The 24,108-nt window shown below is 61.1% G+C and carries 24 protein-coding genes; 9 read left to right on the forward strand and 15 right to left on the reverse strand.

What is annotated here, in order from left to right; genetic code table 11:
- Window positions 1–2 precede the first annotated feature (2 nt).
- Window positions 3–1,370 (forward strand): 2-oxoadipate dioxygenase/decarboxylase HglS, encoded by a 1,368-nt coding sequence (hglS, locus tag ACA046_RS19675; protein ID WP_497674771.1) that lies wholly within the window; start codon window positions 3–5, stop codon window positions 1,368–1,370.
- Between the two features lie 125 nt (window positions 1,371–1,495).
- On the opposite strand, the gene ACA046_RS19680 is transcribed toward hglS, so the two are convergent.
- Window positions 1,496–1,735, reverse strand: coding sequence for a DUF465 domain-containing protein (locus tag ACA046_RS19680; protein WP_063031086.1), 240 nt, complete (start codon window positions 1,733–1,735; stop codon window positions 1,496–1,498).
- A gap of 188 nt (window positions 1,736–1,923) precedes the next feature.
- Between ACA046_RS19680 and tkt the strand changes: the two genes are divergently transcribed.
- Window positions 1,924–3,984 (forward strand): transketolase, encoded by a 2,061-nt coding sequence (tkt, locus tag ACA046_RS19685; protein ID WP_497674772.1) that lies wholly within the window; start codon window positions 1,924–1,926, stop codon window positions 3,982–3,984.
- A 60-nt stretch (window positions 3,985–4,044) separates the two neighbouring features.
- Here the strand turns inward: tkt and ACA046_RS19690 are convergent, their stop codons facing one another.
- From ACA046_RS19690 to ACA046_RS19750, 13 genes are all read right to left on the reverse strand, one after another.
- A complete protein-coding gene (locus tag ACA046_RS19690) occupies window positions 4,045–4,806 on the reverse strand; it encodes an SDR family oxidoreductase (RefSeq protein ID WP_497674773.1) in 762 nt (253 codons plus the stop codon).
- 43 nt (window positions 4,807–4,849) lie between these two features.
- Window positions 4,850–5,677: an EamA family transporter gene (locus tag ACA046_RS19695; protein WP_497674774.1), complete on the reverse strand. Its 828-nt coding sequence runs from the start codon at window positions 5,675–5,677 to the stop codon at window positions 4,850–4,852.
- 75 nt (window positions 5,678–5,752) lie between these two features.
- Complete coding sequence (gene gcvA / locus ACA046_RS19700; protein WP_318301457.1) at window positions 5,753–6,658, reverse strand: transcriptional regulator GcvA; 906 nt, start codon at window positions 6,656–6,658, stop codon at window positions 5,753–5,755.
- Between the two features lie 82 nt (window positions 6,659–6,740).
- A complete protein-coding gene (locus tag ACA046_RS19705; RefSeq protein ID WP_497674775.1) occupies window positions 6,741–7,109 on the reverse strand; it encodes an SMI1/KNR4 family protein in 369 nt (122 codons plus the stop codon).
- Window positions 7,110–7,155: 46 nt separating this feature from the next.
- Complete coding sequence (locus ACA046_RS19710) at window positions 7,156–7,989, reverse strand: suppressor of fused domain protein (protein WP_459021767.1); 834 nt, start codon at window positions 7,987–7,989, stop codon at window positions 7,156–7,158.
- Window positions 7,990–8,049: 60 nt separating this feature from the next.
- A complete protein-coding gene (locus ACA046_RS19715; RefSeq protein ID WP_497674776.1) occupies window positions 8,050–10,107 on the reverse strand; it encodes a methyl-accepting chemotaxis protein in 2,058 nt (685 codons plus the stop codon).
- A gap of 381 nt (window positions 10,108–10,488) precedes the next feature.
- Window positions 10,489–10,665 carry a hypothetical protein gene (locus tag ACA046_RS19720; protein ID WP_497677159.1) on the reverse strand — a complete coding sequence of 59 codons (177 nt, stop codon included), beginning with the start codon at window positions 10,663–10,665 and terminating at the stop codon, window positions 10,489–10,491.
- The gene (locus tag ACA046_RS19725; RefSeq protein WP_497674777.1) at window positions 10,662–11,339 is read right to left on the reverse strand and encodes a DUF1028 domain-containing protein; all 678 of its coding nucleotides are present in this window, start codon (window positions 11,337–11,339) and stop codon (window positions 10,662–10,664) included. The genes ACA046_RS19720 and ACA046_RS19725 overlap by 4 nt, the downstream gene beginning before the upstream one ends.
- A 27-nt stretch (window positions 11,340–11,366) precedes the next feature.
- On the reverse strand, window positions 11,367–12,098 hold the full coding sequence (locus tag ACA046_RS19730; protein WP_459021773.1) for a class II aldolase and adducin N-terminal domain-containing protein: 732 nt from the start codon (window positions 12,096–12,098) through the stop codon (window positions 11,367–11,369).
- Between the two features lie 160 nt (window positions 12,099–12,258).
- Window positions 12,259–13,092 carry an ABC transporter substrate-binding protein gene (locus ACA046_RS19735; protein ID WP_497674778.1) on the reverse strand — a complete coding sequence of 278 codons (834 nt, stop codon included), beginning with the start codon at window positions 13,090–13,092 and terminating at the stop codon, window positions 12,259–12,261.
- A 28-nt stretch (window positions 13,093–13,120) separates the two neighbouring features.
- Window positions 13,121–13,993, reverse strand: coding sequence for a phytanoyl-CoA dioxygenase family protein (locus tag ACA046_RS19740; RefSeq protein ID WP_497674779.1), 873 nt, complete (start codon window positions 13,991–13,993; stop codon window positions 13,121–13,123).
- Window positions 13,994–14,027: 34 nt separating this feature from the next.
- Window positions 14,028–15,545, reverse strand: a complete 1,518-nt coding sequence (locus ACA046_RS19745; protein WP_258346544.1) for an amino acid ABC transporter permease/ATP-binding protein — start codon at window positions 15,543–15,545, stop codon at window positions 14,028–14,030.
- A 296-nt stretch (window positions 15,546–15,841) separates the two neighbouring features.
- Window positions 15,842–16,816, reverse strand: coding sequence for a LysR family transcriptional regulator (locus ACA046_RS19750; RefSeq protein ID WP_421522928.1), 975 nt, complete (start codon window positions 16,814–16,816; stop codon window positions 15,842–15,844).
- Window positions 16,817–17,032: 216 nt separating this feature from the next.
- Here ACA046_RS19750 and ACA046_RS19755 point away from each other — a divergent pair, with 216 nt between their 5' ends.
- The 3 genes from ACA046_RS19755 (at window position 17,033) to ACA046_RS19765 (ending at window position 19,288) form a co-directional block, all read left to right on the forward strand.
- Window positions 17,033–17,467, forward strand: coding sequence for a RidA family protein (locus ACA046_RS19755; RefSeq protein ID WP_258346546.1), 435 nt, complete (start codon window positions 17,033–17,035; stop codon window positions 17,465–17,467).
- Between the two features lie 17 nt (window positions 17,468–17,484).
- Window positions 17,485–17,928 (forward strand): type II 3-dehydroquinate dehydratase, encoded by a 444-nt coding sequence (locus tag ACA046_RS19760; RefSeq protein WP_497674780.1) that lies wholly within the window; start codon window positions 17,485–17,487, stop codon window positions 17,926–17,928.
- Window positions 17,929–18,037: 109 nt separating this feature from the next.
- Window positions 18,038–19,288 (forward strand): flavin-containing monooxygenase, encoded by a 1,251-nt coding sequence (locus ACA046_RS19765; RefSeq protein WP_497674781.1) that lies wholly within the window; start codon window positions 18,038–18,040, stop codon window positions 19,286–19,288.
- A 147-nt stretch (window positions 19,289–19,435) separates the two neighbouring features.
- On the opposite strand, the gene ACA046_RS19770 is transcribed toward ACA046_RS19765, so the two are convergent.
- Window positions 19,436–19,852, reverse strand: coding sequence for a VOC family protein (locus ACA046_RS19770; protein ID WP_497674782.1), 417 nt, complete (start codon window positions 19,850–19,852; stop codon window positions 19,436–19,438).
- Window positions 19,853–20,067: 215 nt separating this feature from the next.
- Between ACA046_RS19770 and ACA046_RS19775 the strand changes: the two genes are divergently transcribed.
- The 4 genes from ACA046_RS19775 (at window position 20,068) to ACA046_RS19790 (ending at window position 24,107) form a co-directional block, all read left to right on the forward strand.
- Window positions 20,068–21,033 carry an amino acid ABC transporter permease gene (locus ACA046_RS19775; RefSeq protein WP_218263477.1) on the forward strand — a complete coding sequence of 322 codons (966 nt, stop codon included), beginning with the start codon at window positions 20,068–20,070 and terminating at the stop codon, window positions 21,031–21,033.
- Window positions 21,034–21,048: 15 nt separating this feature from the next.
- Window positions 21,049–21,813 (forward strand): amino acid ABC transporter ATP-binding protein, encoded by a 765-nt coding sequence (locus ACA046_RS19780; protein ID WP_063031104.1) that lies wholly within the window; start codon window positions 21,049–21,051, stop codon window positions 21,811–21,813.
- 65 nt (window positions 21,814–21,878) lie between these two features.
- Window positions 21,879–22,718, forward strand: a complete 840-nt coding sequence (locus ACA046_RS19785; RefSeq protein WP_459021785.1) for a transporter substrate-binding domain-containing protein — start codon at window positions 21,879–21,881, stop codon at window positions 22,716–22,718.
- A gap of 81 nt (window positions 22,719–22,799) precedes the next feature.
- A complete protein-coding gene (locus tag ACA046_RS19790) occupies window positions 22,800–24,107 on the forward strand; it encodes an NAD(P)/FAD-dependent oxidoreductase (RefSeq protein WP_497674783.1) in 1,308 nt (435 codons plus the stop codon).
- Window position 24,108: the final 1 nt, after the last annotated feature.

Below are 24,108 nucleotides of genomic sequence, written 5' to 3' on the forward strand. Positions count from 1 at the left end.
CTATGCCCACCGCCCGCCATGTCAGCCCTGACGACATTCGCAAAGGCTTCTCCAAAGCCATGTCCGACATGTACCGCGATGAAGTGCCGTTGTATGGCGCGCTGATGGAACTGGTGGCCGAGACCAATGCCAGCGTGCTCAGCACTGACGCCGGGCTGGCGCACCAACTGCAGCGCACCGGGGAAATCCACCGCCTGGACATGGAGCGCCACGGCGCCATCCGCCTGGGCACCGCTGAAGAGTTAGCGACCATCAGCCGCCTGTTCGCGGTGATGGGCATGCAGCCGGTGGGGTATTACGACCTCACGGCCGCCGGAGTGCCGGTGCACTCCACTGCCTTTCGCGCCGTGCATGAAAGCGCGCTGCAAACCAGCCCGTTCCGGGTGTTCACTTCCCTGCTGCGCCTGGAACTGATCGAAAATCCTGAACTGCGCGCATTCGCCGAGTCAGCCCTGGCCAAACGCTCGATCTTCACGCCGCGCGCCCTTGAGCTGATCCAACAAGCGGAAGCCGACGGCGGCCTCGACGCCACCCACGCCGAAGCGTTTATCCAGCAAGCCCTGGAAACCTTCCGCTGGCACCACACCGCCACCGTCACTGCCGCGCAATACCAGCAACTGAGCGACCAGCACCGGCTGATCGCCGACGTGGTGGCATTCAAGGGCCCACACATCAACCACCTGACGCCGCGCACCCTGGACATCGACCAGGTGCAGGCCGCGATGCCCGGCAAAGGCATTACCCCCAAGGCCGTGATCGAAGGCCCGCCGCGCCGCCAGTGCCCGATCCTGCTGCGCCAGACCAGCTTCAAGGCCCTCGACGAGGCGATTGCCTTTACCGATTCCAAAGGCAGCCATAGCGCACGATTCGGCGAAATCGAACAACGTGGCGTGGCGCTGACGCCCAAGGGCCGCGCGCTGTATGACCAACTGCTGAATGCTGCACGGGATGAATTGGGCGCGTTTCCGAATGAGGCCAATGCCTGGCGCTACACCGAATTGATGGAACAACACTTCCAGGCGTTTCCCGACAATCACCGCGAGATGCGTGAGCAGGCGCTGGCGTACTTCCGCTATTTCGTGACCGAGAAAGGCTTGGCCGCCCAGGACAAGGTTAAAACCCTGGACGAACTGATCGCCGCCGGCCACGTGGACGTGGAGCCATTGGTGTACGAGGATTTTCTGCCGGTGAGTGCGGCGGGGATTTTCCAGTCGAACCTGGGGGATGCAGCGCAGAGTCACTACGCGGCCAACTCCAACCAGGCCGAGTTTGAAAAAGCCCTGGGCCGCCAGACGATTGATGAGCTGAAGTTATACGGAGAAACCCAGCAGCGCTCGATTGACGAATGCACCCGCGCGCTGCTGGCTTGAAAGAGAGAGTTCGCCCGGCCACAGCGCATTCCATGCGCCGTCTAAGAGCCCCAGTGCCGGGCGAACGATTGGCATGATAGGCAGCGGCGGTGCTGCTGTCTTTCAGGCAATTCTGAACAAATCTGCTACTTGGCCGTCGCTTTCTCCAGTTGCTCGACGATCTTGTCTTTGATCAACAGGCGTTTCTTCTTCAGCTTCTCCAGCTCCTCGTCACCGCCGCTTGAGGACTCAAGCTCCAGCACCTCCTTGTCGGCGCTGTCGTATTGGTGGAGCAGCGAATCCAGGTAGTTGTCGCCCGCCCTGCGCTGTTGAATGTCTTCCTTGGTGAAAGTCAGGTCCTGATACAGGTCGTGTTTCACTGGCATGGAGTACCTCCGCAAGTTGATCAATGACTGAATGCCCCTTGAAGCTAGCCCATCCGATGGGCTCTTGTCATGTTTGAGATCAACCTGCCGCGTTTGAGCCCCGTTCGTCGCTGGGCAGACGATTTCATAAAACCTTTGGCCCACCCTGCCCTCCACTGTAGATCGTCACCCGATGGAGAACAGGTTCCATGAATCACGCTGCCAACGCTGTCGACACCCAGTGCATCAACACCCTTCGTACCCTCGCCATGGACGCCGTGCAGAAGGCCAACTCCGGCCACCCCGGTACGCCCATGGGCCTGGCGCCCGTCGGTTACACCTTGTGGAGCCGATTCCTGCGTTATCACCCCGAGCACCCCGACTGGCCTAACCGTGACCGTTTCGTGTTGTCGGTGGGCCATGCCTCGATGCTGTTGTATTCGCTGTTGCACCTGGCGGGCGTGGTGGAGATTGACGCCCACGGCAAGCGCTCCGGCCAGCCGGCCATCAGCCTGGACGACATCAAGCAGTTCCGGCAGATGAGTTCCAAAACTCCCGGCCACCCTGAATACCGCATGACTACGGGGGTAGAAACCACCACCGGGCCTCTCGGCCAGGGTTGCGCCAACAGCGTCGGCATGGCGATGGCCGAGCGTTGGCTGGCCAAGCGCTTCAACCGTGACGACCAGGTGCTGTTCGACTACAACGTCTACACCCTGTGCGGCGACGGCGACATGATGGAGGGCATCAGCAGCGAGGCCGCGTCCATCGCCGGGCACTTGAAGCTGGATAACCTGTGCTGGATCTACGATAACAACACCATCAGCATCGAAGGTCATACCGAACTGGCCTTCAGCGAAGACGTGATCAAGCGTTTCCAGGCCTATGGCTGGCACACTTTGCACGTCACCGATGCGAACAACCTGCTGGCCCTGAGCGATGCCCTGAGCACCTTCCAGAAAAACACCGGGGCACCGACGCTGATCGTGGTCGACAGCGTGATCGGCTATGGCTCGCCTCACAAACACAACACCGCGTCAGCCCATGGCGAGCCCTTGGGCGAAGAAGAGATCCGCCTGACCAAAGCCGCTTACGGCTGGCCTGAAGACTCAAGTTTCCTGGTACCGGATGAAGCGCGCACGGTCCTGCGGGATGCGCTGCTTAAACGCAGCAAGCCGCTGTATGAGCAATGGACTGAAACCCTGTCCCATCTGGAACGGTACGAGCCGGAGCTGGCCGATGAGTTGCGCCGCATGCGTGCCGGCGAGATGCCCGAGCATTGGCAGGAGCAACTGCCGAACTTTGCCGCGGATGCCAAGGGCATCGCCAGCCGTGCCGCCGGTGGCGAGGTGTTGAATGCGTTTGCGAAACAGATCCCGTGGCTGCTGGGAGGCTCGGCAGACTTGTCGCCGTCCACCAAGACCAACCTGACGTTCGACGACGCCGGGCGCTTCAGCGCCGAGAACTACGGCGGGCGCAACCTGCACTTCGGTATTCGTGAACATGCGATGGGCGCGATTGCCAACGGCATGGCGCTGTCGTACCTGCGGCCGTATACCTCGACCTTCCTGGTGTTCAGCGATTACATGAAGCCGCCGATTCGCCTCGCGGCAATCATGGAGTTGCCGGTGGTGTTCGTGTTTACCCATGACTCGATTGGTGTCGGCGAAGACGGTCCCACTCACCAGCCCATCGAACACCTGACACAACTGCGGGCCACCCCGGGCTTGTTGACCCTGCGCCCAGGCGACGCAAATGAAACCCTGGAAGCCTGGAAGATCGCCCTGGCCCAGACCCACCGGCCGACCTGCGTGGTGCTGTCGCGGCAAAATCTGCCGACCCTGGATCGTACAAAATACGCCGCAGCCTCGGGCACGTCCCGTGGTGCTTATGTACTGGCCGGCGCCGAGAAGCCCCAGGTGATCCTGATGGCTACTGGCAGTGAAGTCAGCCTGGCCGTGGATGCCTATGAGCAACTGAAGGCTGAAGGCGTGGCGGCGCAAGTGGTGTCGATGCCGAGCTGGGAACTGTTCGAAGAACAGGACCAGGTCTACCGCGACAGCGTGCTACCGCCAACGGTGAAGGCACGCCTGGTGGTGGAACAGGCCGGCCCGTTGGGTTGGGACCGCTACGTCGGGCAGACCGGGGCCAAGGTGGTGATGAACAGCTTTGGCGCATCGGCGCCGTTGGCCAAGTTGCAGGCCCAGTTCGGCTTTACCCTGGAGAATGTGGTGAAGCTGGCGAAGGAGCAGATCAAGCTCAACAGCTGACTCCGCGCAAGCAGGCCGGGCGTGGCGTACCGAGGGGAGCCTCGGAGCCACGCCCTGCTGCTATTTACCGCCGGTGACATCCAGGAACGTACCCGTGATAAAGGACGCCTCGGCGCCTGCCAGCCACAGGATCGCCCGGGCCACTTCCTCAGGCTGACCGCCCCGCCCCATGGGGATCGAGTCTTTGACGCGATCAACCCGCCCCGGCTCTCCGCCGCTGGCGTGAATGTCGGTGTAGATATGCCCGGGGCGGATGCAGTTGACGCGTATTCCCTCCCGGGCAACTTCCTTGGCAAACCCGATGGTGAAGGTCTCAAGCGCGCCCTTCGATGCGGCGTAGTCGACGTATTCGTTGGGGCTGCCAAGCCGGGCGGATGCCGACGAGATATTGATCACAGAGCCTCCCCGCCCATCGTGACGAAACGACATGCGCTTCACCGCTTGCTGGGCACACAGCATCGGCCCGATCGCGTTGACCGCGAAAATCCGCAGCATGCGCTCGAAATCCAGGTCCTCGACCCGAGACTGCAACGCGTTGATCCCGGCGTTGTTAACCAGCACGTCAATGCGCCCGAACGCCCGATCTAACGCCGCAAATAACTGAACGACCTGCTCCGGGTCTGCACTGTCTGCACGCACGGCCAACGCCCGGCGCCCCGCTGCCTCTACATCCGCCACTACCGCGAGGGCAGCAGACTCGTCGGAAACGAAGCTGATCGCCACGTCATAACCTTGTGCGGCAGCCAGCCGCGCGGTGGCGGCGCCAACGCCACGACTTCCACCCGTTATCAGAATCAGCGGTGCCTGCGGGACGGTATCCATTGAGCGAACCTTCATGTGGTGGTGGGAAATGCGTGACCTGTTCTCAGCCGATGAGCATGGTGCCGGTGGCAATCACTACACACGCCAGCACCTTGCGCACCGTCAATGCCTCGCCGAGGAACAAATAGCCAATCAGCGCCGCGAACAACACGCTGGTTTCGCGCAGGGCCGACACCGCCCCCATCGGCGCACCGGCCATGGCATAGATGATGATTCCGTACGCCAGGAGCGACACCAATCCACCGCCAAACGCCGTGAAGAACCCGGGCCGCACGCTGAACAAACTCTTTGCCCCACGCAGGCCGATATAGACCGCTGGCATCAACACGCCCCACAGGGCGCACATCCAGACCGTGTAGGCCATCGGGGCACCGGACAGGCGTGCGCCGATGCCATCGGTGACGCTATAGGCGGCAATGAAACACCCGGTGCCCAAGGCGTAGGGCAGGCTTGGAACGGCCAGGCGGCGCCCCCTGGACGCCAGTGAAATAATCCCGCCAGACACCAGGGCAATGCCCAGCAGCGAGCTGGCCGAAACGCTCTCCCCGGCAAACACCGCGGCGCCAAGGGTGATCAGCACCGGCGAGGAGCCGCGTGAAATCGGATAGGTTTGCCCCAGGTCGCCCACCTTGTAGCTGCGCACCAGGAACAGGTTGTAGCCAACATGCAGTACCGCTGACAGCACCACATAAAACCAGCTGGCCGGCGCGGGCGGCTCCAGGAACAAGGCGATTGCGCCACTGGCGATGGCAACTGCCAGGCACATCACTGTCATCGACCAGAGTCGGTCGGCGCCGCCACGCAGCAGCGCATTCCAACTGGCGTGCAGTAAGGCGGCGAACAGGACCAGTAGAATGATGTGATAAGGCATGCGCCAATCCTAAGCAAACCAGCGCGTTAACTGAAACGAAGTCTCCTCATTGAAGAATGAGCAAATCCTCATGCCTCATTCGTAAGCCAGCCCGGCGTTTACGGCCTCCTGCATCAGCCATTCACGAAAGCTGACAATGTGCGGGCGCGTTTCGAGGCCCTTGGGGCACACAAAGTAATAAGCGACCGGGGACGGGAACGGCACATCGAACAGCTTGATCAGGCTGCCATCACTCAGTTCTGATTCCACATGCCCACTGCGTGCCAACGCGATGCCCTGGCCGAGCAAGGCGGCCTCGATCGTCATGTTGGTGTCCGCAAACCTGACGCTCTCCTTGAGCGGCGAAATCCCCAAGCCCACGTGTTGAAACCAGACTTCCCATTTCGGTACCAAGTCGGCACCGTCTCGCGTCAGCAAGGGATAGCGCAGCAGTTCGGCCGGCGTGCGCGGCATGCCAAAACGGTTCAGAAGATCGGGGCTCGCCACCGGAAAAATCTGCTCCCGGAACAGGAACTCCGAGTACAGGGCCGGGTAATTTCCGTTGCCGAAGCGGATCGCCACGTCAGCCTCCGCGCTGGAGAAGTTGATGGCTTTGTCACTGGAGTCCAGCGAGACCAATATTTCCGGGTGTCGCTGGGCCAGGCTCGGCAGCCGGGGCAGCAGCCATTTCAGCGCGAAGGAATAGGTGGTGCTGACCTTGAGCCGCACCCTGCCCTTTTGCTCCCGCAGGTCCGCGAGTGTGGCCTCAAGGTTCATGAAGAACTCACGCACGATGGGCGCAAGGGCCGCGCCGGCAGGTGTCAGGCTGAGTGACTTGCCCCGCTGGAACAGCTGCAATCCCCAGAGTTCTTCGAGGTGCTTGAGTTGATGGCTGACGGCACTTTGAGTGACGTGCAGCTCTTCTGAAGCCGAGGTGAAGGTTGCGTGACGCGTGGCAACCTCAAAGGCGCGCAATGTCGAGGTAGGTGGCAGGTCTCTCATGGCATTGCTTCCCGGACGGGCAGTCCTTTATGAGTTAACACTCATGATAGAGCATTCCATTTACCCGTCGAAAGCTGCCCGTTTATTCACCTGCCACACACACCTGCTGGAACCACGCCGAAAAATTCGGCCAGCGCTCATTCGTCGGGCCATCGTGCGACCAATACCGAACCTGCCCTGTCTGCGACACGCAGAAGTAGTCGCCGTTTTCTTCAATGAACGGCAACCACTCTTTTGGCACCCCCATTTGGTTCCAGGCGACCTGGGCGATTTCGAACAAGTCGAGATGGCTCGTGCCCGGCAGGATCACGGCCGGCTCGAACGTCGCATTGGCCACATCGCTGCCGCCCTTGAGGAACTCGATGTAGGCCGCAGGGAACGGGAAGTTCAGGTTGCTCGCGGCCTTCTCGATTTCAGCATCGGTTGGAATACGGAACGGATCGGAGGTCATCGAAAAAGTCCCTGGCTCGTCGAATTGGAGAGCGCTTCTTCCGGCCTCATACCACGCTGGCCCGACGAAGGCTGCTGGTGTGCCCGACGCCAGCAGCATTCAGGCGGCTCACCAGATCTTCCCGTGCTTCGCGCCCACCGGTGCGCACGTATTCAAGCTCGGACGCGGTGATCAATACCACGGGAACCAGCCTGACCGGGGACAGCGGCATGTCGTCCAGGCGGGTCGGGAAGTCCGGATCAGGGCCGCCCAACAGCACGCCCGTGGCATCGTCCTCGGTGACAAACAGAGGCGGCAATTGATCGCTCATGTGGTGCGACTGGCTGAACCCGGGCAGCTCCAGGGACAACACACCGTGGCGGTCCAGTTGATGGGTAATACCGCCGGCGTTCGCCACGGTTTTTGCGACGTGCTCGATCAGCTCAAACGCCCAGCTCTGCTTTAAAGGATCAATCTCCCCTAACACACCCCGGGCATGTTCGGGGATATCGGACGTTTCCAGGAACAGCTCCATTTCGAAGCCATTGCCCAAACCCTCGGCGTCATCGAAAGGGTCTGACAGGCCGTCTGTGGCGAGCACGATGGCATGGTCCCGGCGAACCACCCGGTACGCCTGGCGGGTCGACGGCCAATCAGGCCCACCGCTGAAACTTGGGCTGATGATGTACGAGAGAACGTCCCGCTCGACGGTGCCTACCGATTGCCAATGGCGATCCAGGCATTGCGCACTGGCCATGCACGCAGCGTGGTTCGCCGCTTCTGCTTCGGTCAGGTCATCGTAATTGAGCTTTTGCGCGGCGGTTTCGGGCGATGCCACGGGCTCGGGCGCCTGGGGCTCAGGCGTGTTCCGTGCCCCGAAGAGCTTCTTGAAGAAATTCATCTGCGTTCCTTGCTGGACTGTAGGGTGCTGAATACCACAGTTTGCCCCGCCAACACGCCCTCAACCCAGCTGGAACCGCGCGGTGTTATCGCTCAATGCCCGACTGCCCTTGCTCAACACATCCGCGGCCTGATTCACCGCCCGCGCGCCATCGAGCAAGCGCCCTGCGGCCTGATCAACCTGCTGGATATTGCCACTCACCTCGTCCGCCGTCGCCGCCTGTTCCTCTACCGCCGTGGCGATCTGCGCCAGGGTGTCGGTGACGCTCTGTACCGCGCTGGCGATCTCGCCCAGGCGATGACCCAAGCCCGTGACGGACTCGGCGTCGGTCACCGCCTGCTCACACGCCGCGCCCATCAGCGTGACGGCCTGGCTCACCGTCGCACGCAAGCTGTCCACCGTGCCGGCGATCTGCGCCGTGGAAGCCTGGGTGCGTTGGGACAGGCTGCGCACCTCATCGGCCACCACCGCAAAACCCCGGCCCTGTTCGCCGGCCCGTGCGGCCTCGATGGCGGCGTTCAGCGCCAGCAGGTTGGTCTGCTCGGCGATGCCGCGAATGGTGTCGACCACCGACTGGATCTGCTGGCCCTGCTGGCTGACGCGCTCCAGTGCGTCGGAGGTATCGGTCAGGCGCTGATTGAGTTGCTGGATACTGGCAGTGGTGCGCTGGCTGTCGCGGCTGCTGTCTTCGGCAATCTGCCGGGTTTTCTGCGCGCTGCCGGAGGCCTGCTCGCAGCTTTTGGCGACGCCCATGGAGGTCGCGGCCAACTGCGTGGCGGCAGCGGCAATCTGGCTGATTTGCTGTTGCTGGTCTTCCACTTCGGTGAGCGTGCTGCCCGATTGCGAATTGAGTGTCAGCACCGCAGAGCCGAGCTGCTGCGTTTCGTGGTTCACCCCCAACAGGCTGGTGCGCAACTGCACCACGGCGACGTTGAGCGCGGCGCTGATGGCGGCCAGTTCGTCACGCCCTTCCACCGCCACCTCCACACACAGATTGCCGTCACGCAGGGATTCAGCAAGCGTAGTGATGCCGCTGGCGCTACGGCGGATCGAAGCCTGCAAGCACACGAACAAGTACAGGGCCGCCAACGCCAGCACGCTGAACGTCACCGCCACCGGGATGAATTGCTTGAGCGAGCTGTTTCGGTAGTAACCCAGGCGCGCGTCCAGCGAGGTCAGCGATTGGCTACGCAACGCGCCCAGGGTACCGAGCATGCCGTCGACACTGCGTTCAAAGCCGCTGGTATCGAGCTTGATGGTGCCGCCGAACACGCCCTCGTCCAGGGCTTTCAGCTCGCGGTCCAACAGTTGCACGCTGTCGTCGTATTGCGCAATCCAGGGTTGCAGCCCAGGGTATTGCTTGGCCTTGAGGGACGCGGCGGCCTTGACCAACTGGTCCCGGGCATCGCCGATACGCCCGCGCAAATCACGCATCTGCAAACGGCTTTGCAGGGTGAACTGGCCCGATGCGATAGACGACTGCCCGACGCTCGCCATGCGGCCGATACGTTCGATAAGGTCGGGGGTCTGCTGGGTGGAAATCTGCATCAGCAAATAGGTTTCAAGCCACGGGTCGAGAATCAAACCGGTGTCCATGGTGATCTGCTCGCGCAGGGTTTGCATCGCGCTCAATGCGGAAGTGAAGCGGTCGTAGCCGTCCGGCCACCACCCCACGGTGCGCAGGGCTTGGGAGTCCATGCCGGTGACCGAGGCCTTTAGTGCTTCGAAGCGAGCGAGGGTATCAGCGCTGGCATTCTGGGCTTTCAGGGCCTCGCCCAGGGCCTGCACGCTTTGCAGGATCAGCGGGAAATTGGTGTCGACCGCGGTCATTGCGGCTTTGGCGGCGGGCGTCTGGTCGTGGAGGATGTCGGCGGCTTTCCAGCGTGCGGCCAGGTTGCGCTGGGCGGTCAGTTGGGCGTCCAGGGCATCCAGGGCCAGCAGTTCGCGCACGCCGGATTGCTCATTGGAAATCACCGTCTGCTTGGTGCGGTACTCCTGCGCGATCATCCACAAGCTGCCCGCCAGGGGCAGCATGAACAGGAAAAACAGGATCTGGAACTTGCGCGCGAATCCAAAACGTCCGAGCAGGCGGATTCCTGGCGACAAAATACTTTGCATGTCCGACGACTCCTAGAACCACTCGCCTGTGCGGCGATCAAGCTTTGAAATGACTGACGGCAAAGTGCCATGTCATTGATTAAGCTGGCTCTAGCAAGAAACGGACCGCTGCGCAGAGGCCGCAGGATAGGCGGGGCGCTGCTCAGAAAACGGAGTGCCGTGCGCGAAAATGGGGCGAAAGCACTCAGCGCCGGTGGCAGAACGGTAACCGTCTGACCAATACCGCAAGCGTGAGGGCAGACGACAACCTGTGGCGAGGGAGCTTACTCCCGCTGGGCTGCGAAGCGGCCCCAAGAAAAAGCGGGAGCGCTGCGCACTCCAGCGGGAGCAAGCTCCCTCGCCACAGCAAGCTCCCTCGCCACAGGGTGAGTGCTTGCTGAATCAGGATTGCCGACTGGCAATCACCAACACCCTCTCCAGCATCCGGTCACAGGGCTCAGGCTGCGCAACGCTGATGAACTCGTCAGGCTTGTGCCCTTGGTCCGGCGCCAGGTTCCATTCGCAGCTGGTGGTGTCGAAGCTGACCCGTTGCGCCAGCAGGTCACGACTGCGGCTCATCGATCATCTCCCGGCACCGCGTAGCCCGGCGCGCTTTGCGGGTTAATGGCACGCTCGATGTAGTCCTGCATTTGCCCGCGATAGGCCTGCCAGAGTTGGTCGAGGGCGCCGATCGGGTCCGTGTCGGCCCAGTCCACCCGCAGGTTGACGATGGGCCACAGGTGATCACCGACCACCACCATTGCGGCTGAATGCACCGGCCCCGCTTCGCCGCCTCCGGCCACCCCTGCCTGCATGGCGGCGAGCAGTCGGTCGGCGAGGTGTCCGGGCGTGTCTTCGAAGGCGCGCACCATGGCTTCGATCACGCCGGTATTCGCCAGCATGTTGCCCGCTGCCACACATTGTTCACCGCTGATCGCGTGGTGGATGCCCAGGGTTTGCGTGCCACTGAAGTGCGCGGTTTTGCCGGTGTTATCAATCGCTGTCACCTGGCGATATTCGCTGTGGTTTTGCGGGGTGAGTACCGCGGCCAGCGCGTCACTTGGTGCCATGCCTTGGGCCAGCAGGTCCAGGGTCTGGGGGCCGAGTGCCGGCAAGGTGATGTTCTGCGACGCCACCGCACCCACACCCGGCCGCAGCCACGGGCAACGTGCGCCCACGGCAATGCTCGACGAACTGATAGCGATACCCAGCTGGCCGGTTTCGGCACAGCGGGCGACAACCGAAAAAGTCATGGGAAATCCTGCCTGTGAGGGATCAAATCAGTCGAGCAACGAAGGGTCGGCATCGATCATCAGTTGCTTCATTTCTTCAAAATGCCGTTGCGAGAAATCCGTGATGCCTTCCCAGCCCCGTGCGGTTTTCTCCGCCACTTCGTCAGACAGTACCCGCAGCGGTTGGCCGGTAGACCAAGCCGTCACCAGGATCTGGCAGGCGCGTTCCAGGGTCCAGATGTCGTCGAATGCCTCACCGATGGAAGCGGCCGTGACCATCACTCCATGATTGCCCATCAACAGGCGGCGTTTACCGTCCAGCAACCCGACCAGGCGCTCGCCTTCAGCCTCGGTGTCGGCCATGCCGCCGTACAGTTCGTCCACCGCCACACGATTGAAATAGCGCGCGGTGTTCTGGTCGATCGCCGGGATGTGCGGCTTGGCCAGGCAAGCGACGGCCGTGGTGTACACCGGATGCAGGTGCAGCACGGCGCGGGTTTGTGGCAGCAAGCGGTGAATCTGCCCGTGGATTGACCAGGCAGTGGCGTCCACGTCCGGATGGTCAGCGCCGGACGCATCGTCGGCATTCAGCAACAACAGGTCACTGGCGCGGATACGCGAGAAGTGCTTCCACTTCGGGTTGAGCAAAAACTGTTTGCCATCCGCCGACACCGCCGCGCTGAAATGGTTGGCCACCGCCTCATGCATGCCCAGGTGCGCAACGATGCGGAAGGTCGCCGCGAGGTCGATGCGCGTTTGCTCTTCATGTGATAAGGCCATGTAGCTTTCTCCGCAGGGCAAGTACCCCATAATCTGTGGCGAGCGAGCTTGCTCGCGCTGGGCTGCGAAGCGGCCCCAAAAGCAGGACTGCTGCGCAGTCCAACGCGAGCAAGCTCGCTCGCCACAGGTAGGGTGTGTTCCTTAAGTGAACGGTTTTCGGTCATGGCTTCGGCATCAACTCGGCGATGTCGGCATCGGTAGGCGCCTGGAAGTTGTATTTCTTGAGCAAGGCCGCGTATTCAGGGGTGGCGCTGAACTTCTTGAGGCCTTCGATCAAGGCGTTCTTGACCTCATCGTTGCCTTTCTTCACGCCGAAGCCGTTCAGCACCGGGTAGATCAAGGTGTCGGAAGAAATCACCACACGGCCGCCGAGTTTCTCGACCGCACCACGAGCGACCGCGGCGTCGGTGATTTGTGCTTCAACCGCATGGGCCAACAAAGCCTGGGTGGTTTGCGGATCGGTGCTGTATTCGCTGATCGCGATCGGCTTCAGGCCTTTCTTCACACAGTACTCATCCGACAGCTTGTGCATCTGCGCCAGCCAGGACGTGGCGCCCATGGAACCGATCTTGTGGCCGCAGAACTCTTCCGGGGTCTTGGGCTGGAAGTCGCTGCCCTTGAGGGTGAGGATCGATTCGCCGCTTTTGAGGTAGGGAATCATGTCGATGACTTTCACCCGTTCGGCGGTGATGTACATGGACGAGTTGGTCACGTCGAAACGCCCCGCCTGCAAGCCGGTGATCAGGTTGGGAAAGCGCGTGTCGAGGGTCTCGACAGTGCGGCCCATGGTCTTGGCCAGGCCGTCCATGAATTCAATATCAAAGCCGGCGGGCTTGTTGTTATCCATGTACTCATAGGGAAAGAAGGTCACGTCGGAACCGGCGACAATCTTCCCGTCTTTCTGGAAGGCCGAAGCCGCCAACGACGTCATTGCAACCGCAGCGCCCAGCAGGCACACGGCAATAGGGCGAGCAATCGAGTGAAACGCTGTCATGGTAGTACCCTGCAAGGTGAGAAGGAGGTTAGGCAGTGACGGAGTCCTGGCCAGCCTGTTGCACAAAGAAAGAGGCGCCACGGGGCTTCTGCGGCAAGCGCATGCGGTTTTCCGTGGAACGCACCAGGCCACTTTCTTCACCGGCTACCATCAAGCCGGCGTGTGCGCTGGGCAGCGGGTTTTCGCCGAATGGCAGCGCGTCTTCAGCGGCGTAGACGCTGATGAACAGGGTGCGCGGCAGTTCGGTCTCGTTAGGGCTTGAAGCATGCAAAAGACGGGTGTGCATGAAGCACACGGAACCGGCCGGGCCATAACAGGCCACCGGGTTCTGGCACAGGTCGTCGACTACCGTGTCGTCCACCGAGCCGGTGAAACGCTGGTCATGCCAGTGGGACCACAGCGGGCCCTTGTGGCTGCCGGGGATCACATTCAGCGGGCCGTTCTGCGGCGTGACTTCGCTGACCATCAGCAAGGCGGTGACGATGTCGTCGTTACTGTGGGGCGTGAACAGGAAGTCCTGGTGCCACTTCACTTGCGTCGCGGTGTGGGGCAATTTCGAGTTGATCTTGCTGTGATGAAAGCGTGCACCACCGCCTCCGATCAATTGCGCAGAGATCGTCGCCATCCGCGATTGCAACGCCACGCGCTGGTAGGCAGGCGAGATCTCGGTGGGCGAACTCACCCGGCGCAACGAGGGATGATCCGCACGGTGGTCGCCCTCCAGGTCGAAACGCGCACGGCCGTCCACCGTTTCACCCCAGCCCTGGTGGTGGCTGCGGCTGTCTACTACCCACTGGTCGAAGTCGTGCTGCAACGCGGCGACTTCTTCAGCCGACAGCACGTCTTGCACCACCAGAAAGCCGTCCCGGTGAAATTGTTCAATTTGCGCTTGCTCGATCATGTTGTGGCTCTCTTGTTGTTCGAACGTTGAGGGGTCACGCCAGCGAGACGTCCTTGAGGAACGCCTCCACGCGTGGGTTTTCGCCGCTGCGCAATGCGTGCGGTGTGTCATCGCACACCACCCGGCCCTTCTCCATGAACACGATGCGGTCGGAGACCTTGAATGCGAAATTCATCTCATGGGTGACGATCACCATGGTGATGCCCTCCTGGGCCAGGGCTTCGATGACTTGCAGTACTTCGTTGACTTTTTCCGGGTCGAGGGCCGAAGTGGGTTCGTCAAACAGCATGATTTGCGGGCGCATCATCAGGGCCCGGGCGATAGCGACACGCTGCTGTTGGCCACCGGAAAGCTGGTGCGGGTACTTCCAGGCGTGGTCGAGCATGCCGACCTTGTGCAGCAACGCGTAGGCCTGTTGCTTCAGCTCTTCGACGCGCCCGAGGCGGTGGTACTTCGGCGCCATCAGCAGGTTGTCGAGCACGCTCAGATGCGGGAACAGGTTGAAGCTCTGGAACACCATGCCGATGTTCAGGCGGTGCTCGGCGTGCTCCACGTACTGCGGCTTTTGCGCACCAACTTTGTTCAGGTGAATGAACGGCTGGCCGTTGATCTGGATCTCGCCGTTATCCAGTTGCTCAAGACCGTTGAGCAGGCGGATCAGCGTGGTTTTTCCGGAGCCGGAAGGCCCGATCACCGACACCACTTCACCGGGCTGGATCTGCAGGTTGACCGAGCCCAGCACCTCGACGTCGTTGTAGGCTTTATGCAGCCGCGAAGCCCGTAGCGCCGGGCCTTCGGTGCTGACCGGGCGCTGCAGGGCGACACGCTGTTGGGTCGCCAACGCCAGCACTTCGGCGTCAGGAACCCGGGAAACGTTGCGTTGGTTGACGTCGAGAAAACGCTCGAGGCGTTTGAGCAGGAAGTCGAACACCGTAACGATGAACACGTAGAAAAACGCCACCGCCGCCATCGTCTCGATCACCAGGAAGTTCTGCGAGTAAAGCCGCTGGCCGACCATCAGGATTTCGGTCAGCGAGATCACTGACACCAATGAAGTGAGCTTGACGATAGAGATGTATTCATTGGCCAGGGACGGCAGCGCCACCCGCAATGCCTGCGGGATCACTACCCGCCACTGGATCCCGAAAAACTTCAGCCCCAGTGCCCGGGCGGCCTCGCCCTGCCCTTTGGGAATCGACAACAGGCCGCCCCGGTGAATCTCGGCGACATAGGCGGTTTCGCAGATCACCAGGGCCAGCAGGCCGGCCCAGAATGGGTCCGCCAGCATCACTGAAGTGGCGGGAATCGCTTGCGGCAGGTTGTAGATGAAGATCAGCAGCACCAGCAACGGCAGGCTGCGGAACAACCAGATGTAGCCGCGCGCCGGCAGGCTGATCAGCGCATGTTTGGATTGCTTGGCCAGGGCCAGCAGGAAACCCAGCGCGATACTCAGGACCCAGGTCAACGAACTGAGCTGGATGACCGTCCATGTCGCCCGCCAGAACTCGGCATCGGCCAGCAAACCAAACATGTAATTCCAGTTGAAAGTCATCGTCACTGTGCTCGACAAAAAAATGAAAATGCCCACCGAATGCTCAACGTGAAGGTCGAACCCTGATCTGCACCGATGGACTGAGATTCGTGGGGAGAGGCCCTTGGGGTCAATTCGTAAAAGCCGGCCTATTGGGTAGGAAGAACCTACGCAGCGTCACCGTTCCCTGGGTGACGACTGGACAGTCAAAACAGCCTGTCTCGTAATGGTGCGATGCCGCGTCCGCACTGCAGCCAGCGCAACCTTTTGGTGCAATGCAAACACAGCTCCCACAGGAAAGCAGGAAAGCCGACGGCTCAGCCCACACCGTCAAGCGTGCGCACCGCATGGGCATCAAAAAAACTCGGGGCAGCCATGCCTGGGATGTACTGGTCTGAAACGAACATCCGGCAACGCTCGGCAAACGCCGACACCACGCGGGACAATTGGGTATTGCTCGCCGTGGCATAGCCCAGTTGCATCGGCCGGTGCGGGCCGGACAAGCGCAAGCGGATCAAACGCTTGCCGTCCTGGGAGAGATTGGCTTTGGGCCGGGCATTGGCGAAGGAATAGCCGATGCCATTGGCAACCATCGAGCGCACGGTTTCAAGGTTGCTGGAGCGCATGATGATGTTCGGCGTGGTACCCGCCTGCATAAAGAAGCTGAGGAAATACTCCCGGCTCCAGGGCGTGTCCAGCAGCACCACCGGGTAATCCTCAAGGTCGAGCATGCTCACCGCCGACAGACTCGCCAGCGGGTGGTACTCACCCACCATCACATACGGCGGCAATTGCGCCAGCGGCTGGAAGTCGATGTCGTCACTGGTCACCAGGTCGTAGGTCAGGGCGATATCGATCTCGGCGCTGCGCAGTTTTTCCAGCATTTCCTCGTGGTTGCCCTCCACTTGCGTGAGGCGTACACCCGGAAACGCGCGGCCAAATCCAAACACCAGCTCGGGGGTGATCATCGGCGCCAGCCACTCCAGGCAACCCACCCGCAGCGGACCACGCACAGTGTTCAACGACTCGGAAGCAATGGTGTAGAGGTTGCTCATCTGCTCCAGGATCAGCTTGGCCTCTTGCATCACCTGGCGCCCCACCGCCGTGAGGGAAATGCCCTGGGCGTGATGCCGCACAAACAGCTGGATGCCCAGCTCGGCCTCCATATGGGTGATCGCCGCCGAGATCGACGGCGACGACACATGAATGCGTTCAGACGCGGCACTGATGCTGCCTGCCTCACCGGAAGCCACGAAATATTCCAGTTGGCGCTGGGTAATACGACTGAGCATCACGCCTCCACATCATCAATACGCTGACGCCAAGCTGGCGTCGACTGCCTCAACCACACCGTTGCATGGTTCATGCCGGGTGCTGTTTCGACCTACCGCTCAGGCCTGGGTACAGCGCTTCGGTTTTGCCTAAGCACTACCTCGCGCAAATGCTGGTTTCGCGCGGGCGGGGCCAATGTGAAGCTGGATTTATTCCGCCCCCGTGAGTTACCAGCAATGCCCACCCATACCCGTATTCGCATGTTCAACACCAAGCAGACCTACCCAAACCAGGCGCTGGACAACGACCTGTGCCAGGCCGTGCGCGCTGGCAACACCATTTATGTACGCGGCCAGATCGGCACCGATTTCGAGGGCAACCTGATCGGCCTCGGCGACCCGCGCGCGCAGGCCGAGCAAGCGATGAAAAACGTCAAGCTGCTGCTTGAAGAAGCCGGTTCCGACCTGTCGCACATCGTGAAGACCACCACCTACCTGATCGACCCGCGCTACCGCGAGCCGGTGTACCAGGAGGTCGGCAAATGGCTCAAGGGCGTCTTCCCGATCTCCACCGGCCTGGTGATTTCAGGGCTGGGCCAGCCGGAGTGGTTGATGGAGATCGATGTGATCGCGGTGGTGCCGGATGACTGGAACCCAAGCCAGCAACCATGAGCCACCTGGAGTTGCCCATGCCCCGCACTGTGTATTTCCTCAACGGCCCCAACGCCAACCTGTACGGGCTGGACAAGAACGGCACCTACGGCAGCGAAAGCTTCGCCAGCATCGAAGCGCGCTGCCAACGTCACGCTACCGAGTTGGGCCTGAGCCTGGAATTTCGCACGAGCAACCACGAAGGTGTGCTGGTGGACTGGATTCAGGAAGCCCGGCTGAGTGCCGACGCGATCATCATCAACGCCGCCGGCCTGACCTACAGCTCGGTGCCGATCCTCGATGCACTGCTGGCGTTCGATGGCCCGATCATCGAAGCCCACATGAGCAACATCTGGAAGCGCGAGGCTTTCCGGCATCACTCCTATGTGTCCAGAGCCGCCACCGGTGTGATCGCAGGCCTCGGCGCGCTGGGTTACCGCCTGGCCCTGACGGCGGTGGCCGAGCTGCTTCAGGCCGATTGAAGGGCTTTGGTTTTGCCTAACCTCTACGTTCAAAAAGCATAATTTCCGGTTGGCTGGCGCTTGATCACACTGGCACCTGTCGATGGTCGCTTATCTTTAGGAAGCTCACATGTCAGTTGAAAAAATCAACACCCTGGTGGTGGGCGCAGGCCAGGCGGGGGTCGCCATGAGCGAGCATCTGTCACTCATGGGCGTGCCGCATATCGTGCTGGAGCGCAACCGCATCGCCGAGCGCTGGCGGTCGGAACGCTGGGATTCCCTGGTCGCCAACGGCCCGGCCTGGCACGACCGTTTTCCCGGCATGAAATTCGAGGGCATTTCCCCCGAGAGCTTCCCGCCGAAAGAACGCATGGCGGCGTACTTTGAAGAGTACGTGAACATGCTGAAAGCGCCGGTGCGCATCGGGGTTGAAGTCCTGCAAGTGGAACGTCACACCGGTCGGCCCGGGTTCAAGGTGACCACCTCGGCGGGTGTGATCGAGGCCGCCAACGTTGTTGCGGCGACAGGCCCGTTTCAACGTCCGTCCATTCCGAGTCTGGTGCCCGAACACGCCACGGTTCAACAGCTGCACTCCTCGGCCTACAAGAATCCCGGCCAGTTGGCAGAGGGGGCTGTGTTGGTAGTGGGCGCTGGGGCATCGGGTTCGCAAATTGCCGAGGAACTGCAAAAAGCCGGCAAGACCGTCTACCTCTCGGTGGGCGAACACTATCGCCCTCCTCGCTCGTATCGTGGCCGGGATTACTGCTGGTGGCTGGGCGCATTGGGTTTGTGGGACGAGGTCAAAATCCAGCCAAAGAAGAAGCATGTGGCGTTTGCCGTCAGTGGCTATGAAGGCGGCAAGACCGTCGACTTCCGCCGCCTGGCGCACATGGGCATTACGCTGGTGGGCGTTACCCGATCGTGGAATGAAGGCGTGATGGAGTTTGAGCCCGGCCTGGCAGCTAACGTGGCTGAAGGTGATCGCGCTTATTTTGATGTGCTGCGGGACGCCGATGCTTATATCGAGCAGAACGGGCTGCCGTTTGCGCCGGAACCTGAGGCGTGGCAATTGTTGGCTGATCCGGAGTGCCTGGTGAATCCGGTCCTGAGCCTGGATTTGGCTGAGGCCGGTGTGACCACAATTCTGTGGGCCACGGGTTTCAGCTTCGATTTCAGTTGGCTGAAGGTGAATGCGTTTGACGAGAAAGGCGAGCCATTCCATAAACGCGGGATTTCGGCGGAGAGCGGGATTTACTTCTTGGGTTTGCCGAACCTGGTGAACCGCGCGTCTTCGTTCATCTATGGGGTTTGGCACGATGCGAAGTACGTGGCGGATCATATCGTCTTGCAGAATGAGTACATGGCCTATAGCAAGCCGTGAGGCGCCTTGCTCCATCCGCCGGCTTGTACTTCCAGATATAGGTTTCCGAGTTTGCTCACAGGTGGAGGTCGATCTACCTCTGCCTTCAGGCGAAAGGCGAAGACTTTTATCTGAAGGTTGAACAAGGCAACGTCGGCAACGCGCTTCTCAAAGTGAGAAGCGAGGATAACCTGGCACCGGATCATGGCAGCACACGCAAAGCTTGTTTCCATCCAGATCCCGAAAATACGCCCCGTAATAGTCGGGGTGATAGTGAGGCCTTAATCCAGGCTCTCCCTCACACATCCCGCCGAGCGCCAACGCTGTCGCATGGCTTCTATCGACCGCCTCCCGACTGGGCGCAAGTAACGCCACCATCTGCCCATTCCCCGGTGCACTCGGGTTGCCATCAAACGGCGCGCCGATGACGAAGATTGGCCGAGGCGCAGTGTTGGAAACCCAGCCAGCCCACGGTTTGTCCGCATCACAGAATTTCAACGTGAGGCCCAATTCAGCCATCAGCTTCGAATAGAAAGCGAAGGCTCGATCAAAATCACCTGTACCTAAAAACACATGGGAAATCATGGTGGCTACCCTGGGGCGATGAATGCCCCTGAGTCTGGCGCGAAATGATTGCTGGCGAAAGCCTGATGACCTCGCCCAGCAGATGTAAGGCTCCTCTCCCCTCATCCGCCCTTAAAAACCGCAATTCCCAACAATCCGCAGGGTGCCGCCCGGCATTTTGCCAACCCATAATGGACTGACAACAATAAAGGGGCTCACCCCGGGGCGCTCAAGCCATGTACAAAGACCATATCGTCAAGACTCGCATGACGGACAGCGTCGTATTCATGGGCGCAGTCGCCGTGGTGATTTTCATCATCACGCTGGCGTGCGGCGTGGGTGAAGGCCGCCTTGCCCACTTGATGGGGCCCATCGTTCTCGACCTGTCGGCCCCGCTGGCGCGTGACATCGCGGTGGGCGGCACGTTTACCCTTACGGTGGTGCTGAACCTGTTCATCCTTGGCCGGTTTCCCTTGCGCGCACAGATCATTACGGTGTGGTGCGAGTTGCTGGTGCTGTTCCTGTTGTTCTTCGACACCTTCAACCTTTCCTACAGTTTCATCGCGACCAAAATCGGCTTCATGATTACCCAGGGGGTGTTCACCACCGTCTACGTGTCGGCGATTTCGATTGCGATTGCGTTTGTGCTGGCCTTGCTGGGCGCTACAGCGCGCTTGTCTTCCAACGGCTTCGCGATTGCGATTGCCAGCTTCTACACCTCGTTTTTTCGCGGTGTTCCGCTGCTGATCCAGATCTATCTGATTTACCTCGGCATCCCTCAACTCGGTTATGTCGTCGGGGCTGTTCCGGCGGGGATCCTGGCGCTTTCGCTGTGTTATGGCGCCTACATGACGGAGATCTTCCGCGCAGGGATCAGCAGCATCTCGCGGGGCCAGTGGGAAGCTTCGCGGGCGATTGGCCTGAATCCGTTCCAGACCATGACCCGGGTGATTCTGCCGCAGTCCATGCGCCTGATCATTCCGCCGACGGGCAATCAGTTCATCTCGATGCTCAAGGACAGTTCGCTGGTGTCGGTGATCGGGGTCTGGGAGCTGATGTTCCTGGCGCGAACCCAAGGACGCGCCGAGTTCCGTCACCTGGAAATGCTGATCACCGCCGCCGTGCTGTATTGGCTGCTGTCGATCGTGCTGGAAACCGTTCAGGCCCGCCTGGAAAAGCACTTCAATCGCGCCCATCGCTGAATCAGGAGCATGACGATGAATCAGCCCTCCGTAGTCCCTGCTCCATACCCTGCGATATCGATCCAGGACATGCACAAATGGTATGGCGATTTTTATGTGCTCAAGGGCATCGACCTGCACATTGCCAGCGGTGAAATCGTAGTGGTGTGCGGGCCGTCGGGGTCCGGCAAATCCACGTTGATTCGCTGCTTGAACCTGTTGGAGGACTTCCAGAAAGGCCACGTGTTCATCGAAGGGACCGAGTTGACCCGTGATGCCGCCTGCGTGGCCGGCATACGCCGCCAGGTCGGCATGGTGTTTCAACAGTTCAATCTGTTCCCGCACATGACGGTGCTGGAAAACCTCATGGTGGGGCCGCGCCTGGTAAGCAAGCTCAGCGAACCCCAGGCGCGCGAACTGGCCCATGAATACCTGGACCGGGTGCGCATCGGGGACCAGGCCGACAAATACCCCAGCCAGCTTTCGGGCGGCCAGCAGCAGCGCGTCGCCATCGCCCGCGCCTTGTGCATGCGCCCGCGCATCATGCTGTTCGACGAGCCCACTTCCGCCCTTGACCCCGAGATGGTCAAGGAGGTGCTGGACGTGATGGGCGAACTGGCCCAGGACGGCATCACCATGGTCTGCGTCACCCACGAGATGGGGTTCGCCCGGCGGGTGGCCGACCGGATCATCTTCATGGACCAGGGTTGCATCATCGAGCAAGCCAAACCCACCGAGTTTTTTGACAACCCGCAGCACGAGCGTGCCCGGGAGTTTCTGTCGCAGATTCTCAGCCACTGAGAAGCATCGTCGGACATCGACCAAAACAACAAAAATCCGCATTCACGATATCTGGAGGCTTACCCATGATCTCGCTCACTCGCTTCGTCACAGCAGCCGCTGTCGCCACCGCCCTCGCCAGCGTCACAGGCGTTGCCTGGGCGGGCGCAACCCTCGACCGCATCCAAGAAACCAAGGTGCTCAAAGTAGCCACTTCGGCCAACTGGCCACCGCAATCGTTCCTGGGGCCGGACAATAAGCTGCAAGGCTTTGATATCGATGTCGCCAGCGAAATCGGCAAGCGCCTGGGCAGCAAAGTCGACTTCGTGACGCCCGAGTACGGGATCATCACCGCCGGGCGCTGGTCGAGTCGTTGGGACTTGTCGGTGGGCTCCATGACGCCGACCACCGAGCGCACCCGAGTGCTCGACTTTCCCGCGATCTACTACTACACGCCGTATGTATTCGCCGTGCACAAGGACGCCGCGGGGACGAAGTTGGCGGACCTGAACGGCAAGATTATCGGTGTCGAAGCCGGTACGACGTCGGAGGACTATATCAATCGTCGCCTCAAGATCGACGCCGCCGATGTACCGCCGTTTACCTATGAAGTCACACCCGGCGAGGTTCGCACATACGGCGACAGCATGGGCCCGCTGGATGATCTGCGCATGGGTAACGGGGTTCGCCTGGACGCTACCTTGTCCGCGCTTCCAACCATTGTGGCGGCCATCAAGAACGGCTATCCCGTCGTCAAAGTGGAAGGCAAGCCGGCCTACTACGAACCCCTGGCCATCGCCGTGGACAAGGGTGATGAGGCGTTCAACAGCGCGCTGACCAAGATCGTCACCGACATGAAAGCCGACGGCACGCTGAAGCAGCTGTCTGAAAAGTGGTACGGCGCCGACCTCACCCAAGTGCAATAAAACAAGCATTGGCCTACCAGGCGCCCGTCCTCGACGTGGCGCGCGGTACGCCTGCGCCGCGAAAAAAGGACGACGGACTTCATGTACACCTACAACAACAATTACTACACCGCCACGATGTGCGACACCACTGAACGCGAGGCGCTGTGTGGCAATGCCCAGGCCGATGTCTGCATCATCGGCGCTGGGCTGGCAGGGCTGAGTACGGCGTGGGAGCTGGTCTCTCGCGGGCAGTCCGTGGTGCTGCTGGACGCGGGACGTGTTGCCTGGGGCGCGTCGGGGCGTAACGGAGGCTTTGTGCTTCAGGGCTGGTCGGAAGGGTTGTCCTCCATCGAGCGGCGCTGCGGTAAACCGACCGCCGCCGCGCTGTTCAAACTGTCCCTTGAAGGCGTCGATATTGTTCGAGACATGATCGCCGGACATCAATTGCCAGGCTGCACGCCAACCCCCGGAAAACTCAGCGTGGTTCGCTACGACGATGGCGATAACCTGCAGCGCATGCGCGACAAAATGGCGGCGGATTTCGACTTTCACCTCGAGTACCTGGATCGCCAAGCGGTGCGCGAAAAGCTCAAGACCGAGCGTTATTTCCAGGCCCTGCGCGACAGCTATGGCTTTCACTTCCACCCGTTGAACTATTGCCTCGGCCTGGCCCGGCTGATCGAGGGCAGCGGCGGGAAAATCCATGAACGGTCGCCCATGATCAGCATCGAGAGTCGCAACGGGCGACACCGGGTCGCAACCGATCAAGGCACTGTGGATTGCGCCCACGTGGTGTACTGCTGCGGCGGCTATGGCGGGCCGGAGTTCGGCAAGTTACGCCGCGCCTTCCTGCCGATCGCGACCTATGCGGTGCTGACCGAGCATCTGGGTGATCGGCTGGCGGAGGCTGTGCGTACCACCGATGCCGTGGGCGATAACCGCCGGGCCTCGGATTACTACCGCGTCGTCGAGGGCGACCGCCTGCTCTGGGGCGGGCGTATCACCACCCGGAACCTGCAGGATGAAAAACGCCTGGGGCAGTTGCTGACCCAAGACATCCTCGACGTTTATCCGCAGCTGCGCGGCATCAGGATCGACAAAGCCTGGTCCGGGCTGATGGGCTATGCGCGGCACAAAATGCCGCACATTGGCCCGCTCGGGCAGGGATTGTGGACATGTACATCATTTGGTGGCCATGGTATGAACACCGCGCCGATCGGTGGACGCGTCATCGCCGAAGCGATCTGCGGCGAAACCGATCGCTACCGTCTGTTCGATGCCTATGGCCTGGAATGGAACGGCGGCCCGCTGGGCCCTGCGGCCGCACAAACGGTTTACGCCGGCCTGAAGATGATGGACATGTTTCAGGAAAGGCGTTCGCAGCGCAGGGCGACTCATAAAAAATGAC

Source organism: Pseudomonas sp. LBUM1641 (assembly GCF_059716235.1).